We start from the raw sequence: 15,625 nt of genomic DNA on the forward strand, positions 1-15,625 counted from the left end.
GAAGTAAGACCCCTCAGAGATGATGAGGTAGATAGGCTAGAAGTGGAAGTGCGGCGACGCATGGAGCGGACTAGTACTAATGGTTCGAGGACTTAACCAAGTTGAAAACGTGGTGTAAGGCTCAAACAAAGTTTGAATTTGATATTGACATTATGATTCAGTTTTGAGATAATTAATCTCGTAATGCTAATTAAATTAGTACGTGTCGTGACGATGGCACTGAGGCCACACCTGTTCCCATACCGAACACAGAAGTTAAGCTCAGTAACGCCGAAAGTAGTTGGAGGATCGCTTCCTGCGAGGATAGGAAGTCGCGATGCACATGGACGTTTAGCTCAGCTGGGAGAGCACCTGCCTTACAAGCAGGGGGTCACAGGTTCGACCCCTGTAACGTCCATTGGGTCGTTAGCTCAGTTGGTAGAGCAGTGGACTTTTAATCCATGGGCCCAGGGTTCGAGCCCCTGACGACCCATTTGGGTGACATCTGAATATTCCGTTATCCGGTGAATTATTATTACGCCGACTTAGCTCAGTTGGTAGAGCATCGCTCTTGTAAAGCGAGGGTCGAAGGTTCGAGTCCTTTAGTCGGCATCATGCGAATATAGTTCAGTTGGTAGAACGCTACCTTGCCATGGTAGAGGTCGCGGGTTCGAATCCCGTTATTCGCTTTTGCCGGCTTGGCGGAATAGGCAGACGCACAGGACTTAAAATCCTGCGATGGAAACATCGTACCGGTTCGATCCCGGTAGCCGGCACTTATTAATGGACTTATATGCTAATTGGATAAACACCCCGGCTACGAACCGGGTATTGCAGGTTCGAGTCCTGCTAGGTCCATTAACAAACGAAAGTTTGTTATCATAGTTTACTCGTTTCGGGACGTAGCTCAGCTTGGTAGAGCACCTGGTTTGGGACCAGGGGGTCGCAGGTTCGAATCCTGTCGTCCCGATTTATAACAGAATATGTTATAGTTCGCGGTGTAGCTCAGCTGGCTAGAGCGTCCGGTTCATACCCGGGAGGTCGAGGGTTCGATCCCCCCCGCCGCGATTGACTCAAATAACAAGGACCTTTAGCTCAGTTGGTTAGAGCAGACGGCTCATAACCGTCCGGTCGTTGGTTCGAGTCCAACAAGGTCCATTACAGACCTTAAGTCTTTATGGAGAATTACCCAAGTCTGGCTGAAGGGAACGGTCTTGAAAACCGTCAGGTCGTGAAAGCGGCGCGTGGGTTCGAATCCCACATTCTCCTTTGATGTTAAATCATCATCATTATTTATTATCGCGGGATGGAGCAGTCTGGTAGCTCGTCGGGCCCATAACCCGAAGGTCGTAGGTTCAAATCCTGCTCCCGCAATTGATTAACTTAGTTAATCACTAAAACAGAAATGTTTGGTCGCATGGTCTAGTTGGTTAGGACGTTCGCCTGTCACGCGAAAGATCACGGGTTCGAATCCCGTTGTGACCGTTATAATGGCTCGGTAGCTCAGTTGGTAGAGCATACGATTGAAGCTCGTAGTGTCGGGGGTTCGATTCCCTCCCGCGCCATTGCTCGGAAGAGCAAATTGAATTATTTTGCGGATGTAGTACAATGGCTAGTGCTCCAGCCTTCCAAGCTGGGAATGCGGGTTCGATTCCCGTCGTCCGCTTTTTTGTTTTATGGGACTGTAGCTCAGCTGGTTAGAGCGCACCCCTGATAAGGGTGAGGTCGGAGGTTCGAGTCCTCTCAGTCCCATGGTTGAAAGGTTCAACTTTTGACATGGGGACATACTCAAGAGGCTGAAGAGGCGCCCCTGCTAAGGGTGTAGGTCGGGAAACTGGCGCGAGGGTTCGAATCCCTCTGTCTCCGCTACTGATGGTAGATGCTTATCTACCATTTTTTATTTGCAATTAAATCGACTAATGATTAGGTGTTATCTGTTCGTCAGATAACACCTTTTTTATTTATCACAGCATCGATCTCGATAACTACGATTAGTAATCACAATCTGATTATCACAGCAGCTGTTGGTCTAGAACCTCCGACATTCTCAGACGTCTTTATCTACATAAAGTAACGCTGCAAAGGCAAATGTTAAAAAATGAAAAATGAGCATAAGCAGTATATCTGAGTTACGACCGTATGAGATTTGATGATTGAAAAATGGCGTAGTAGAGGTGATTAGCGTCGTTTGACGTACGAGAGAGCGATTGAATGGTTAATGATTACGGGTGTTGAATGTCAATAGAGTGAGCTTGTTAGTGTGCTAAGAACCGATTATGCTGAATGTATCTTATGTAAGCAAGGGGAATAGATTATGAAGTTAGTATCAGGGAGCTTGAAGCGCCGACGTGAGCAGTTGGGGATTTCACAAGCAGAGGTTGCAGAAGGCATTTGCCACCAATCACTGTTGTCTCGTATCGAACGCACAGACGAAGTTTCTAACATGACGGTGTTGCAAAAGTTGTGTGAACGTTTGCAACTAAACGCAGCTGATATCGCACAAATTAATGAAAATGTGGCAACACCCTTAAGTGTTGTGCGTCGCATGATTGAAAAGAATCAAATTGAAGAAGCAGAGGAAGCCTTGCTTAACCCGACGTTGACGACACGTATCCCAATCTATGCGATTCCTGAATTCAATGTCCTACGAGCACGTGTGGCTTTATATCATGGGCAAGCTGCAGAGGCTATGCAACTATTGCAAGTCGCACTAGGAGATGTTGATAAGTATCAGGTTGAATTGACAATCGAAATATTTACAGAGATGGGTGCTACTTGGACAGCACAAGATAAGAATGAATTAGCAGCGGAATGCTTTGAGCGGGCGTGTGGATTGATTCGCCGATCATCTGTGGACACACAAGCGGCTATGGCATCAGTTATTACACATACATATCGCCATCAAGCAGAAATGTACCTTGTAAGTGGTTTTGCAGACAAAGCGTTAGAACGGGTAACGGAAGCGTTGCAACTGCTACCAACAACCACAAATTATCACGAGATGGTGGCCTTGCAAACGCTTCGGATGAAATGCGCGGAGGCACTTGCGTTATCCAATGAAAAGAAAGAAGCGCAATTATTGGCATACGCTGCGGCTGAATTTTCAAAAGACGCGATATTGAAAGAAGATGTGCGAGGATATGCCGTTTTGGTGTAAGAAAAAAAGGTACTACATCGTGTAGCACCTTTCAGTCATTAGATTAGTAACCTCGTGAGACGTCAACGAAGTTGGTTGTTAGCGGCTTACCTGCTAAGAAGTCAGGCAAGTTCTTCATGAATAGTGGGAAGAGGTTACCAGCACGACCTGATGACTCATGTTCTGCCCAAGTCGTGTGTTGAGTCAAGAGCAAGTTATCATGGTGCCAGAGTGGCGAATCATCTGGAATAGGTTCTACTTCTGTCACATCCAAAGCAGCATAGCGAATGTCCTGCTTATCTAACGCATCAAGCAAGGCAGTTTGATCGACGGTAGAGCCACGACCAACGTTAACAAACAAAAACAGCTTCTTGAAGTGAGCAAATGTTTCTGCGTTAAAGAAATGCTTGGTTGCATCTGTACCTGGTAGCACGCTGATGACGACGGCGACATCTGGTAGTGATGACAAGTCGTCGATGCTAAAGGTGGCGTCAAAGCCGTCTACGGGGCGCCCAGATGTATTGACGCCATAGACTGGTGTGCCAAAGGCTGATAAGTAGCGCGCAATTTGTTGGCCGATGTGACCTGTTCCAAAAATCACGGTAGGTAGTTCAGAAAGCATGTATTGATCAGTGAATTCTTCCCAGTGATTACGGTTTTGATAGACGTTTAGGCCACGGGCAAAATGCATCATGTAGCCAATGGTAGATTGTGCAATCGGCACAGACTTCAAACCGCTGGCGTTCGTTAAGAGAATCCCTTGTGCCGATAATTCCTTCAGTGGCATATAGTCGACACCAGCAGACATCGTTTGAATCCACTTTAAATGGTTATTAGGCGTTGCTAGGATTTTTGGTCCCAAGGTGGCTGACCACCCATAGCTAATGGTGACGTTAGCCAAAGCATCATCACTAATTGTGTCTGGTGTTGTAACAGTCACGCCAAGTTCGGTTAGTTGCGCAATGTCGGCATCACGCAATGGTTGAACAGCGAGTAATAGTTGAGACATAGTCTAGCCCTCCTGTGGTTATTTACGCTTAGTTTATGACAAAATATCAGTATCGTCTATTAATATACACGGATTACCTTTTTGACGCACTAAAAGTTAGTGCCTTGTTATAATAACCTCACAGAAATAAAAGAGGATATTTATTATGATGAATTCACAAAACAAGACGCGTCGTTTGGTGCTTACAGCTTTGTTTATTGCAATTATTTTGGTTCAATCAATCGTTCCTTGGTTGGGATTGTTGTCAATTACGCCAGCAGCTGGTGTTGGGGTTCAAGTTCAAATAATTAGTGTAACGGTGGCAATCGGAGCTATGGTTCTCGGACCGCGTGTTGGTGCACTACTTGGATTTGTTTGGGGTGCTTACTCACTTTGGATGGCATGGTCAAACGTACCAAGTATCGGCGGTATGATCTTCCGTAACCCAATCACGGCATTGTTGCCTCGTATTCTGGTTGGACTAATCGTTGGATTGATTTACTGGTACGTTGTACGCAATCGTTCACTTGCACGACAAACGGGTTGGATTGTCTTCTTGGGCGGACTATCAGCGTTCTTGAACACGTTCTTTGTCTTGCTTTCAACTTGGATTGGTTTCTCAGTGATGCACACAACGTTTACGGGTATTCCAACATCAGGATTGGCTAACTGGTTGATCTTTGGTGTCGCTGGTGTGAATGGATTGGTTGAAATCGTTGTATCAGCTATCTTGGTACCATTGATTGGCATGCCAGTCTTAACTGTATTGAAGCGCTTAAACTAAATATTAGACCGAAAAACTGGAACTGACTTTATGTCGGTTCCAGTTTTTTTGTTGATACTATGAACAAAGTATTAAGTCCTAATATATCAGTAGCATAAATCGGACCAGAACTGTACAATTAAAGAGTAAGTGAGCACTTATTAAGAGCTTGGGAAAGCAAATAATTTTTTGAGACAGTAGGAGGCAAGTTTTATGAACTTGATCGAAGGACTTTCCATTTTGGACCTGGCTCGAATTCAGTTCGCAATGACAACGATTTTTCACTTTTTCTTCGTGCCATTGTCAATTGGTTTGGGACTAGTTGTCGCCATCATGGAAACGATGTATGTGGTCAAAAAGGATGACCAATACAAGCGTATGGCAAAGTTCTGGGGAAAGATTTTCCTATTGAGTTTTGCGGTTGGAGTTGTTACGGGTATTATTCAGGAGTTCCAATTTGGAATGAATTGGTCACGTTACTCACGTTATGTTGGAGATATCTTCGGACCAGCTTTGGCTGTCGAGGCGTTGGTTGCGTTCTTTATGGAATCAACGTTCTTGGGCCTTTGGATGTTTGGCTGGGAACGCTTCAACAAGAAACTACACTTGGTCTTCATTTGGTTGACGACGCTAGGATCAGCTTTTTCAGCTTTGTGGATTCTGGCAGCCAACTCATTTATGCAAAACCCAGTTGGTTTCAAGGTTGATCACAAGTTCGACCGTGCCGTTTTGGTCGATTTCCCGGCCTTGCTACAAAATCACCAATTGTGGTTGGAATTCCCACACGTTATTTTTGGGACATTCCTAACTGGATCATTCGTGGTCATTGGTGTATCAGCTTGGTCATTGCTACGTAAGCCAAACAGTAACCTAGATTTCTTTAAGAAGTCAATTAAGGTTGCGGCAGTGGTAGCGTTGATTGGAACTGCAGGTATTGGTTTGACTGGTGATCGCCACTCACTATACTTGCAAGACGATCAGCCAATGAAGTTTGCAGCAACAGAAGGTTTGGATGAAAACGGCGGTGGCAAGGATAAGCAAGAGCCATGGTCAGTTGTTGCATACACTAACCCAAAGACACATGAAGTGGAATGGTCATTGGACATTCCATATGTGTTGTCTATCTTGGCACACCACTCATTGACTGGTGAAAACAAGGGTTGGACAGAGATTAATAAGGAATTGCACGAGAAGTATGATGTGAAGTTTGGTCATGATATGAACTATTACTTGCCAAACAACACCATCTACTATGCCTTCCGTGTCATGGCAGTATCAGCTGGGGCGTTTGGTTTGTTGGCAGTTGTTGCCTTGTGGGCCGTCCGTAAGAAGTCAAAGCTTGATATTACGAAGTACCGTTGGGCCCTTTGGATTTTCGGCCTATCAATGTTCTTGCCATTCTTGGCACAAACAGCCGGTTGGTTGATTACGGAGCTTGGTCGTGCACCATGGGTCGTTTATGGTGTGCTTACGATTGCTGATGCCGTGTCACCAAACGTGTCATTCGCCTCATTGCTAACGTCTAACATCTTGTACTTCGCAACATTTGCTGCACTAGGTGGCTTGATGTTCATGTTGGCACGTCGTGTTATGATTGCCGGACCAGATATCGTTGATGATAAGCCGGAAGCTCAGGATGTTGATCCATTCTCAGCTGAAGCATTTGATGCAGGAAAGGAGGCTTAATCATGACAGGATTTCAAATTTTATGGTTCGTATTGATTGCCATCTTGTTTGCAGGATTCTTCTTCCTAGAAGGGTTTGACTTCGGAGTTGGAATGGCCTTGAAGGGCTTGGCTAAGAATGAACATGAAGAAGATGCCCTCATCGAATCAATCGGCCCTCACTGGGATGGTAATGAAGTTTGGTTGATTACGGCTGGTGGTGCCATGTTCGCGGCAATGCCATTCTGGTACGCATCACTATTTTCAGGGTTCTACTTAATGCTATTTGCGATTTTGATTGGCTTGATTTACCGAGGTGTTTCATTCGAGTTCCGTGAGCAAATGCGTACGGCAAAGTACCGCAATTTGTGGACGACAATCTCAGCGGTTGCAGCTTTGATTGTGCCATTCCTATTCGGTGTTTTGTTCACAGACGTTGTTCAAGGAATGCCATTGGACAAGGCTGGTGATATGTCAGCAACGTTCTTTGACTACTTCAACATTTTCTCAATTGTTGGTGGGGTCGCCGTTGCGTTGTTGTCATACATCCACGGATTAAATTACCTACGATTGAAGCTTGAAGAAGGTGACTTGCACGATCGTATCCAATCACAATTAAAGGTTTTGTACCCCGTTTTGTTGGTTGGTGAAGTTGCGTTTGCAATCACGTTGTTTATCTTCACCGATTTCTTTGCTAAGAAGCCACTTATTACGTTGGCATTCCTAGCAGTCATCGTTTTGTTGACGGTTATCGCTTGGGTAACCGGCTTGAAGCGTTCAAATGTTTGGTCATTTATCGCTTTGGGACTCACAATCATTTCGGTTGTGTTGTTGCTATTCACGGGATTGTTCCCACGTGTTATTGTTGGGGACAATCCAGCGATGTCATTGTTGTTGAAGAACGCGACTTCAACACCATACACGTTGAAGTGGATGACAATGATTGCCTTCACGGCTTTGCCAATTGTGTTGGCTTATCAAATTTGGAGCTTCTATATCTTCCGCAAGCGTATTGTTGTGAAGAAGGCAGCTTAACATAAAACAATCAGAGGGGATCAAGTGTGTGCTTGGTCCTCTTTATACATATTAGTTAGATGGAGAAAAGGCATTATGTTAGATAAAAGATTATTTAAGTTTCCTGGTGCTAGAAAAGCGTTGGGAATCTTGTCGGTGCTGACGTTGATTCAGGCTTTGGCGATTATTGGCCAGGGACGCTTTTTAAGTGTAGCGATTACTGACTTGTGGCAAGGCCATAAGTTAGGCGCCGTTGTGACGCCGGTCTTGATTTTTGTGGGGGCGTACTTGATACGTCAGTTGATGGGCGTCGCCAAGCAGTATGCCTTATCACCATTTGCTGATGCCACAACGGCGTCATTGCAGACACAACTTACAGAAAAGTACGCGGCGCTTGGACCACGCGTGGTCGCGAACCAAGGAACGGGGAAGTCGGTTACTTTGGCAGTAGAAGGGATTTACCAGGTTCATGACTATTTGACGCTGGTATTAGTTAAGCTATTCGACATGAGTATTATTCCTTGGTTGATTTTGGCTTATGTTGCCATGATTAACTGGGAGCAAGCCGTCTTTCTGTTCTTCATTTATCCAGTTATCGTGCTATTTATGATTGTCTTGGGGATGGCTGCCCAGGCGAAAGCTGATCGGGAGTATGCCACTTTCAATCGCCTTTCAAATCACTTCGTTGACTCTTTGCGTGGCTTAACGACTTTGAAGCAATTAGGCTTGTCAAAGCAATACGCGAATAATATTTATGAAGTATCAGAAGACCACCGTAAAGCGACCATGAGTACTTTGAAGATTGCTATTCTTTCAACATTTGCGTTGGACTTCTTTACAACACTTTCGATTGCGGTTGTGGCGCTATTTTTAGGATTGGGATTAATGGATGGCACGATGACGCTATTACCAGCGTTGACTATTTTGGTCTTAGCACCGGAATATTTCTTGCCCATTCGTAATTTTGCGAATGATTACCACGCCACGTTGAACGGGAAAAATGCGTTGGCTGATATTATGGCTTTGCTAGATCAACCAGTAGCTACGGATACGGATGCATATGAGGCATCTAGCCAACGTTGGCGTGAAAACGACGAACTACAATTAACAGACGTTTCTTACACGTATCCAGAAGCCGCTGAACCAGCATTGCGTCATATCAATTTGGACTTCAAAGGATATGAGCGTGTCGCATTGGTTGGAACATCTGGCTCAGGAAAATCAACGTTGCTGAATTTAATTGGTGGATTCCTAAACGGTGAGGGTGATGTGTCATTAAACGGGCAACAATTACCGCATTTGCAGCAGCGCGCTTGGCAGGAACAAATCCAAGTCCTACCACAACAACCGTATATCTTTCACGATACTTTACGTCGTAATCTAGCGTTTTATGCCCCAGAGGCGACGGACGAAAAAATTCGTGAGGCGATTGAAACGGTTGGCTTGTCAGCGTGGTTCGAAGCACTACCAGAAGGGCTGGACACAATCATTGGTGAGGGTGCGATGCAGACATCTGGTGGTCAAGCACAACGTATTGGTTTAGCGAGAATTATGCTTGATGATAATCGACGTGTGTTGCTGTTGGACGAGCCAACGGCCCACTTGGATATTGAAACTGAAGTGCGCTTAAAGGAAACGATGCTGCCTTTGTTTGACAAACGTTTAGTTATTTTTGCGACACATCGTTTGCATTGGTTAACTGAAATGGATTTGATTATCGTGATGCGCGATGGGCAAATTGTTGAACAAGGAACCTTGCCAGAGCTGATGGCCAATAAGGGTTACTTTGTTGAATTGCAAGCAGCGATGCGAGGTGCAACACATGAATAAATTAATGAGTTTAATTAAAAACGATACTTGGGTCTTTCCATATTTAAAATCGTATAAAAAGTTATTAGTCCTGATTATTTTCTTGGGCTTTATGACGACATTTTCTGGTGCAGCCTTGATGTTCACGTCGGGATTCTTGATTTCACGTTCAGCGCAAATGCCAGAAAACATTCTGATGGTGTATGTGCCAATCGTACTGACTCGTGCATTTGGAATTGGTCGTCCGTCATTCAAGTACGCCCAACGCTTAGTGTCACACAACTGGGTATTGCGAATTGTCTCAACATTCCGTCGCCGTTTGTACGAATTAGTTGAAACGGGAACGAAGTCGGTTTATGCAAAGTCACAAACGGGTGAAGTCCTAAATGTATTGGCAAATGACTTGTTCAAAATTGAGAACTTCTATTTGCGCACGTTATTCCCAACGATTATTGGGCTAGTCATTTATGCGCTGATTGGCATCGGGGTCGGTGTGTTTGACTGGGGATTTGCCTTAGCGATTTTGCTTGTGTTGGCGATGACGACAATTTTGGCGCCGATGGTAACTTTGGCGGTCAATGGTGCCCGCGATTTTAAGCAACAACAATTAGAGGGGCAACTTTATACCGATTTGACGGATACTGTCATGGGGTTGCAAGATTGGGTCCTAGCTGGTCGAACGGCTGAATTGGCTGAGCGTCAGAAGCAAGATTTTGCAGCAATAAATAAGATTAAGGTGCAACAAGCACACTTTAATTGGTGGCGTGATTTTGGTGGTGCCATGATTATTGGTGCAGTTGCGATCTTGCTGATGATGTTTGCCACGTCACGATTTGGTGGTGATAGCTTTGGTGTGAATTGGATTGCTGCCTTCGTACTGGCAATTTTTCCGGCTGAAGATGCCCTAACGACAATCAGTTCCGGGGTTGGCGAATGGCCACGTTATCAAGATTCAATTGTCCGACTTAATGAGATGGATAAAGAAGCGACCCAAGAAAATAGTGAGTCAGTCACACAACAATCAGCACCTGAGCAATCTGATATTATCTTTGATCACGTGTCATTTGGTTATACAGATGAACCTGTCTTGCAAGATTTGTCATTGCAGGTGCCAGCTGGTGAACGATTGGCCATATTGGGACAGTCTGGTGCTGGAAAGACAACCTTGCTAAAGTTACTGTTGGGCGATGAGAACCCAACGGCCGGTACAATTATAATTGGCGGTGTATCTGTGGCTGCTTTGTCTGATACGCGCGCATCGATTATTTCTGTGCTGGATCAACAGCCATACTTGTTTGCAAGTACGGTAGCGAATAATTTGCGCCTGGGAAATTTGCATGCTTCTGATGAACAACTTTGGAAAGTGCTAGAGAAAGTTAATTTGGCGACGCTGGTTCATGGGTTACCAAATCAATTAGAAACACCAATGACTGAAATGGGAAGTCGTTTTTCAGGTGGTGAACGTCAACGATTTGCTTTGGCCCGAATTTTGCTACAAGATACACCAATTGTTATTCTTGATGAGCCAACAGTGGCGCTAGATCCGATTACTGAATTACAAGTGTTGCAAACTATTTTTGCGACGTTGCAAGACAAGACGGTTATCTGGGTTACACACCACTTGACCGGAATTGAGCTGGTTGATAAGGTTATTTTTGTAGAAAATAAAGCGATTAGCATGGCGGGTACACCGGCGGACTTGATGGCAACTGAGCCACGTTTCCAACGTTTGTTGGCGCTAGACCACGGTGATTTACCGATTAATTAGGATAATGAAGAAAGGAGATATGTGATGGCTAGTAAGAAAAAACAACAGTGGCGTAAGAGACTGCTTCAAATTCACCCATCACATTTCTTCGTAAAAAAAGGGCGCCTGCAACGGGGCCGTGTTATTTTAGTGATTGCCCTTGTCGGTGGCCTAGCATTGTGGCAAACTGATATACAACATCAGCGTGTCGAAGCAACGACGCCGGTCAGTGAGTTACCCCTTAATGAACTAACACATGAACAGTTTATTGACCGATTAGCCCCAGAGGCACAAAGTTTGCAAGCGCAATATGGTGTGAAGGCATCAATCAGTATTGCCCAAGCTGCGTTAGAATCAGATTGGGGACGCTCGGAATTAGCAGCGAAATATAATAATTTTTTTGGTGTAAAAGCCTCAGCAGTCATGCCAAGTGTTACACTATCTACTAAAGAGTTTGTTAACGATGAATGGGTGACGGTTAACGCCGCATTTCGAACGTATGCTGATTGGCGTAGTTCGATGACGGACCACGCGTTGCTGTTAGTAAACGGTACGTCTGATAATCCACAACGCTATCAGGCAGTTCTGCAGGCGACCGACTATCAGACAGCTGCGTATGCGCTGGTTAGCGGGGGATATGCAACTGATCCCGGGTATGCTGAAAAAATCATTCGCATGATTGAAACTTATAACTTGAACCAATATGATGTAAATTAGCAAGAAATGAAGCGAGAAAAATTATGAGCCTTGAATTTTTACCAGGATCGACAATCGGTATCCTTGGCGACGGAGTAACAAGCCGTACTTTGGCCCAAAGTGCCCATAACATGGGATATAACGTGGCTGCGTACAGCACGAAGCCAGATGCACCAGTGTTGGCTGAAGCAGATTATCGATTTGTTGAACAAGGAAATCAGCAGACAGAATTTGACAGTTTTATGGCATTGCCATCGATGATAACGTATACGTCTTCGTGGTTACCAGCCAATATGATTACTGGATTGCAATCAGCTCGTTTGCCACAAGGCACGGAATTGCTGGAATTAACAGATGACCATGCATTGGGACGCGCCTTTTCTGAAGCGCAATCATTCAACATCTTGCCATATGCAACGGTTAGTTCTTTGGATGAAGTTGCGCACGCGGCAGCTGAACTTGGTTATCCAGTTGTGGTCAAGCCAATTTTCAAGCACAAGCATCATGATGATACGGTCATCCTTCGTGGCGACTGGGACTTGGGGCTTGTTGCACCAATGATTGACGGTGGTACCTTGATTGTTGAAACGTGGCTTGATGATGCGCAAGAGTTTGCGATGACGGCAGTACGCGGGGTTAATGGTGACATTAAGACTTACCCATTGCGTCAAACAATGGTTGCCCAGCAACATTTGCGTCGTGCTTGGACAGTTGGCGATATTGCTGACGATCTTATGACGGTGATGCTGGGTGTGACGGAACGTGTTGGGGATGTCTTGCAGTATATTGGGGCATACAATGTGGCATTTTTCTACAGCGCAACAGGTAACTTGTATGTCCGTGATATTGCTGCCGGAATCCCACCAACAGCGACTTTGTATGATGCAACGACTAATGTTTCAGTGGCTGAACAACATCTACGTGCCATTACGGGGCAAGCGTTGACCGACGTCTTCATGTCGCAAGCAGCGGTTTATATGCCATTCACGACTGATCAAATCGATGCCTTGAGTCGTCACTGGGGCATTCAATCAAATTGGAAGTTTGCCTTCTACCAAAACGATATGATGTTGCCACAGGCTGGCCACGTTTTGGCGTGTGGTTCATCAGCGAACCAATTGTTTAATCAATTGCACGTCGCAGGTGTTTGGGAATTTGAAGAATAATTGTTATATGCAAAAGGCTACGCACTGAGTAATTCAGTGCGTAGCCTTTTTGGTATAAAAATAGTGGCTGTCACAATTTCTGTAACAGCCACTCACTAAAATGCATTAACCCATCATCACTTGGAACAATGTGATGAAGACACCAAGAACTGACAAGATCAACATCAAAATGACAAATCCTTGGATGACTTTTTGCATAGTAGACTTTTGCTTCTTCTTTGCCATGAAGTAATCCTCTTTTTCTTAATTACATCTATTGTACCAAGATTTCAGTTCAAATGTCACAGACGTTTAAATTCACGGTATAATATAATAATTGAAGAACGAAAAGGGGAAACAACGATATGCTTACAACGCTAAACTGGCCATTAACGGTTGCCTTAGCATTTGCGACATGGATTGGCTTAATTTTGTTTCACCGCTTGTTTCGCCGTTTGACCTGGCCAAAGTGGATGCGTCCCATTGATTTAGCGACATTGGTTGCTTGGTGGGCGATTGAAGTGATTAGTTTCCAAGTATGGCATTTATTTTTGTTACCACCAGTTTTGTTTATGTTTGTTCTGTGGGGCATTGGCTTGGCTTTGTACCAAGGATTTGTTCGTCAAACATTTACGATGAAGTCTTTTTGGATGATGTGGTGGCGCATTGTTGGTTTAGGTAGTTTTGTAGCGTTGATTGGCTTGACCATCTTCGCGTTCATTTTAACGAAATAGAGAGAAAAATAGTTATGGAAAAAATTGATGGATACGTTAAGACTTGGAATGCCGACAAAGGATTTGGTTTTATTGAGTTGAAGGGTGAAGACGACGTGTTCGTTCACTTCTCAGCGATTGAAACACCTCATGTTCGTGACTTGGAAGTCGGCGAACCAGTAAAGTTGGTTGTTGTACAAGGCGTACGTGGCCCACAAGCAGCAGCAGTTGAAGTTTGGAGCTCTGAGGAGAACTAACATGGCGGATGAATTTGAAGCAAAGTTTCGTGAAGAAGTCATTTCAGAAGAAGAAGTTTACAATGGTCACATTATTCGGGTAGTTAATCAAACGGTTACGTTACCTGATGGCCGTGAGTCTAAGCGTGAGGTGGTGCATCACAGTGGTGCTATTGCTGTGCTTGCCTTAACGGATGACGATAAGATGATTTTGGAGCGTCAATGGCGTGCACCAGTTCAAAAGGTAACGACGGAAGTGCCAGCTGGTAAGGTGGATGGTCGTGATCATAATCCATTGGATACGGTTAATCGTGAGTTAAATGAGGAGACTCGTTTGACGGCTGGTAAAATTGAAAAGATTGCCGGTTTCTACACGTCAATTGGCTTTGCGGATGAATTCATGACGTTGTATCTAGCAACTGATTTAAAGCCAGTGACTGATGAATTGCCACAAGATGATGACGAGCAAATCGATTTGCTTTATGTTGATTTTGATGAAGCAACGCGATTGTTTGAAGCTGGTGAATTAGACGACGGTAAGACAGCGATGGCGTACCTTTACTGGAAGACGCTTCGTTTGGCAGGTAAGGCATAATGTTTGGATTCAAGCGTAAACGACCGGATGAGAATGTCCCAGATGAAGATTATAGCTTTGCTGGTGAATTTGAAACCCCAGAGAACACGCAGGAACGCCTAAGCCGATTGCGCGGTGAGGCTGAGCCAACCAACACACCACTTACGCGTGAAGAACACCGTTTGAGCGGTAAGGGTCGCTACGAATTAGATCCAGTAACCCGTCGTTTGACGGAAGCGGGTAAGACAGCGCGTTTGAAGCGTCGCTTAAATATCACGATGTTAGTTTTGGTCGTGTTAATTGTGGTGACATACCTGGTGTTGTTCCTACTATAGTACAGAAGTAAAAGTTGAAAGTGAGATTTTGAGAGATATGCGTTACGGTATTATTAATGCAATGGCCGAAGAAAAGGCAGCCCTAGTGGCAGCGATGACTGATGAGAAGCAATCAACTATCGCTGGTAAGTTGTTCCACCACGGTAAGATTGGCAACGTTGATGTCGTTGTTGTGGAGTCTGGTATTGGTAAGGTTGCATCAGCTTTGACGACGACTTTGTTGATTACCAACTTTGCGGTTGATGCAGTGATTAACTCAGGTTCTGCTGGTGCTTTGGGTGCGGATTTGCGTATCGGTGACGTTGTCGTCGCTAGCGAATTGGCATACTCAGATGCAGACGCACGTGCCTTTGGTTACGATTATGGTCAAGTACCACAACAACCAGCTCGTTTTGTAACTGACGCAACGCTTTCAGCTGGTTTGGCTGAAGCTTATGGGGATGTCACAGACGCACGTTTGGTTCGTGGTTTGATTGTGACGAGCGATTCATTTATTTCAGGTGATGAGCAAAAGCAAAACATCTTGACGTACTTCCCAGAAGCCCAATCAGCTGAAATGGAAGGTGCATCAATTGCTCAAGTTGCGCACTACTTCGATGTACCATTTGCTGTTGTCCGTGCTATTTCAGATAACGCTAATGGTGAAGCTGGTCCAACGTTTGATGAGTTTATCATCGAAGCGGGTAAGCAATCAGCACAAGTGTTGATTGACTTCTTTAACAAGCAATAATGATGAAGGCTATTATTCCAGTAGGGGGTAATGGCCTTTTTGTTTTGTAGTTAGCGGCGACACAAACCTCAAATAAGACGTTAATCACGGCAATAA

15 protein-coding genes, 16 tRNA genes and 2 rRNA genes are annotated in these 15,625 nt (G+C 44.7%); 31 read left to right on the forward strand and 2 right to left on the reverse strand.

The window, feature by feature from the left end; all coding sequences use genetic code 11:
• The 19 genes from C6P11_RS03330 to C6P11_RS03420 form a co-directional block, all read left to right on the forward strand.
• A 23S ribosomal RNA gene (locus C6P11_RS03330) occupies positions 1-100 on the forward strand; the annotation flags it as partial.
• Between the two features lie 103 nt (positions 101-203).
• Positions 204-320: ribosomal RNA gene (rrf, locus tag C6P11_RS03335) — 5S ribosomal RNA — on the forward strand.
• Positions 321-324: 4 nt separating this feature from the next.
• A tRNA-Val gene (locus tag C6P11_RS03340) sits at positions 325-397 on the forward strand.
• Between the two features lie 2 nt (positions 398-399).
• A tRNA-Lys gene (locus C6P11_RS03345) sits at positions 400-472 on the forward strand.
• A 46-nt stretch (positions 473-518) separates the two neighbouring features.
• A tRNA-Thr gene (locus C6P11_RS03350) sits at positions 519-591 on the forward strand.
• 4 nt (positions 592-595) lie between these two features.
• Positions 596-668, forward strand: a tRNA-Gly gene (locus C6P11_RS03355).
• Positions 669-671: 3 nt separating this feature from the next.
• A tRNA-Leu gene (locus C6P11_RS03360) sits at positions 672-755 on the forward strand.
• A 9-nt stretch (positions 756-764) separates the two neighbouring features.
• Positions 765-837, forward strand: a tRNA-Arg gene (locus tag C6P11_RS03365).
• A 38-nt stretch (positions 838-875) separates the two neighbouring features.
• Positions 876-949 (forward strand) — tRNA-Pro (locus C6P11_RS03370).
• A 24-nt stretch (positions 950-973) separates the two neighbouring features.
• Positions 974-1,047, forward strand: a tRNA-Met gene (locus tag C6P11_RS03375).
• Positions 1,048-1,063: 16 nt separating this feature from the next.
• Positions 1,064-1,137 (forward strand) — tRNA-Ile (locus C6P11_RS03380).
• 21 nt (positions 1,138-1,158) lie between these two features.
• Positions 1,159-1,248: transfer RNA gene (locus C6P11_RS03385), tRNA-Ser, on the forward strand.
• Positions 1,249-1,279: 31 nt separating this feature from the next.
• Positions 1,280-1,353 (forward strand) — tRNA-Met (locus tag C6P11_RS03390).
• 37 nt (positions 1,354-1,390) lie between these two features.
• Positions 1,391-1,464: transfer RNA gene (locus tag C6P11_RS03395), tRNA-Asp, on the forward strand.
• Between the two features lie 7 nt (positions 1,465-1,471).
• Positions 1,472-1,544: transfer RNA gene (locus C6P11_RS03400), tRNA-Phe, on the forward strand.
• 29 nt (positions 1,545-1,573) lie between these two features.
• Positions 1,574-1,645: transfer RNA gene (locus tag C6P11_RS03405), tRNA-Gly, on the forward strand.
• Between the two features lie 12 nt (positions 1,646-1,657).
• Positions 1,658-1,731: transfer RNA gene (locus tag C6P11_RS03410), tRNA-Ile, on the forward strand.
• A 26-nt stretch (positions 1,732-1,757) separates the two neighbouring features.
• Positions 1,758-1,845: transfer RNA gene (locus C6P11_RS03415), tRNA-Ser, on the forward strand.
• A 448-nt stretch (positions 1,846-2,293) separates the two neighbouring features.
• Positions 2,294-3,136 (forward strand): helix-turn-helix domain-containing protein, encoded by an 843-nt coding sequence (locus tag C6P11_RS03420; RefSeq protein WP_135518580.1) that lies wholly within the window; start codon positions 2,294-2,296, stop codon positions 3,134-3,136.
• A 43-nt stretch (positions 3,137-3,179) separates the two neighbouring features.
• On the opposite strand, the gene C6P11_RS03425 is transcribed toward C6P11_RS03420, so the two are convergent.
• The gene (locus C6P11_RS03425) at positions 3,180-4,124 is read right to left on the reverse strand and encodes an NAD(P)-dependent oxidoreductase (protein WP_135518582.1); all 945 of its coding nucleotides are present in this window, start codon (positions 4,122-4,124) and stop codon (positions 3,180-3,182) included.
• A gap of 145 nt (positions 4,125-4,269) precedes the next feature.
• Here C6P11_RS03425 and C6P11_RS03430 point away from each other — a divergent pair, with 145 nt between their 5' ends.
• The 7 genes from C6P11_RS03430 (at position 4,270) to C6P11_RS03460 (ending at position 12,962) form a co-directional block, all read left to right on the forward strand.
• Positions 4,270-4,887 carry an ECF transporter S component gene (locus C6P11_RS03430; RefSeq protein WP_135518584.1) on the forward strand — a complete coding sequence of 206 codons (618 nt, stop codon included), beginning with the start codon at positions 4,270-4,272 and terminating at the stop codon, positions 4,885-4,887.
• Between the two features lie 192 nt (positions 4,888-5,079).
• A complete protein-coding gene (locus C6P11_RS03435) occupies positions 5,080-6,552 on the forward strand; it encodes a cytochrome ubiquinol oxidase subunit I (protein ID WP_135518586.1) in 1,473 nt (490 codons plus the stop codon).
• A 2-nt stretch (positions 6,553-6,554) separates the two neighbouring features.
• Positions 6,555-7,565: a cytochrome d ubiquinol oxidase subunit II gene (gene cydB, locus C6P11_RS03440; RefSeq protein WP_135518588.1), complete on the forward strand. Its 1,011-nt coding sequence runs from the start codon at positions 6,555-6,557 to the stop codon at positions 7,563-7,565.
• A gap of 75 nt (positions 7,566-7,640) precedes the next feature.
• Positions 7,641-9,374: a thiol reductant ABC exporter subunit CydD gene (gene cydD / locus C6P11_RS03445; RefSeq protein WP_135518590.1), complete on the forward strand. Its 1,734-nt coding sequence runs from the start codon at positions 7,641-7,643 to the stop codon at positions 9,372-9,374.
• Positions 9,367-11,121, forward strand: a complete 1,755-nt coding sequence (cydC, locus tag C6P11_RS03450; protein ID WP_135518592.1) for a thiol reductant ABC exporter subunit CydC — start codon at positions 9,367-9,369, stop codon at positions 11,119-11,121. The genes cydD and cydC overlap by 8 nt, the downstream gene beginning before the upstream one ends.
• Before the next feature lie 24 nt (positions 11,122-11,145).
• Positions 11,146-11,817, forward strand: a complete 672-nt coding sequence (locus C6P11_RS03455; RefSeq protein WP_135518594.1) for a glycoside hydrolase family 73 protein — start codon at positions 11,146-11,148, stop codon at positions 11,815-11,817.
• Between the two features lie 23 nt (positions 11,818-11,840).
• Positions 11,841-12,962 carry an ATP-grasp domain-containing protein gene (locus C6P11_RS03460; RefSeq protein WP_135518596.1) on the forward strand — a complete coding sequence of 374 codons (1,122 nt, stop codon included), beginning with the start codon at positions 11,841-11,843 and terminating at the stop codon, positions 12,960-12,962.
• A 105-nt stretch (positions 12,963-13,067) separates the two neighbouring features.
• On the opposite strand, the gene C6P11_RS03465 is transcribed toward C6P11_RS03460, so the two are convergent.
• Entirely contained in the window at positions 13,068-13,187 is a 120-nt protein-coding gene (locus C6P11_RS03465; RefSeq protein ID WP_003608148.1) for a DUF4044 domain-containing protein, read from the reverse strand.
• A gap of 119 nt (positions 13,188-13,306) precedes the next feature.
• Between C6P11_RS03465 and C6P11_RS03470 the strand changes: the two genes are divergently transcribed.
• From C6P11_RS03470 to C6P11_RS03490, 5 genes are read left to right on the forward strand one after another with little or no spacing between them, the layout of a single operon-like run.
• Positions 13,307-13,675 (forward strand): DUF3397 family protein, encoded by a 369-nt coding sequence (locus C6P11_RS03470; RefSeq protein ID WP_135518598.1) that lies wholly within the window; start codon positions 13,307-13,309, stop codon positions 13,673-13,675.
• Positions 13,676-13,698: 23 nt separating this feature from the next.
• Entirely contained in the window at positions 13,699-13,911 is a 213-nt protein-coding gene (locus tag C6P11_RS03475) for a cold-shock protein (protein ID WP_346780854.1), read from the forward strand.
• A 1-nt stretch (position 13,912) separates the two neighbouring features.
• Positions 13,913-14,485 carry an NUDIX hydrolase gene (locus C6P11_RS03480; RefSeq protein ID WP_003608151.1) on the forward strand — a complete coding sequence of 191 codons (573 nt, stop codon included), beginning with the start codon at positions 13,913-13,915 and terminating at the stop codon, positions 14,483-14,485.
• Complete coding sequence (locus C6P11_RS03485) at positions 14,485-14,799, forward strand: hypothetical protein (protein WP_135518600.1); 315 nt, start codon at positions 14,485-14,487, stop codon at positions 14,797-14,799. The genes C6P11_RS03480 and C6P11_RS03485 overlap by 1 nt, the downstream gene beginning before the upstream one ends.
• Positions 14,800-14,836: 37 nt before the next feature.
• Positions 14,837-15,529, forward strand: coding sequence for a 5'-methylthioadenosine/adenosylhomocysteine nucleosidase (locus tag C6P11_RS03490; RefSeq protein WP_135518602.1), 693 nt, complete (start codon positions 14,837-14,839; stop codon positions 15,527-15,529).
• Positions 15,530-15,625 lie beyond the last annotated feature (96 nt).

The sequence above is a fragment of the Weissella confusa genome (assembly GCF_004766315.1).
In the GTDB taxonomy this organism is placed as follows: domain Bacteria; phylum Bacillota; class Bacilli; order Lactobacillales; family Lactobacillaceae; genus Weissella; species Weissella confusa_A.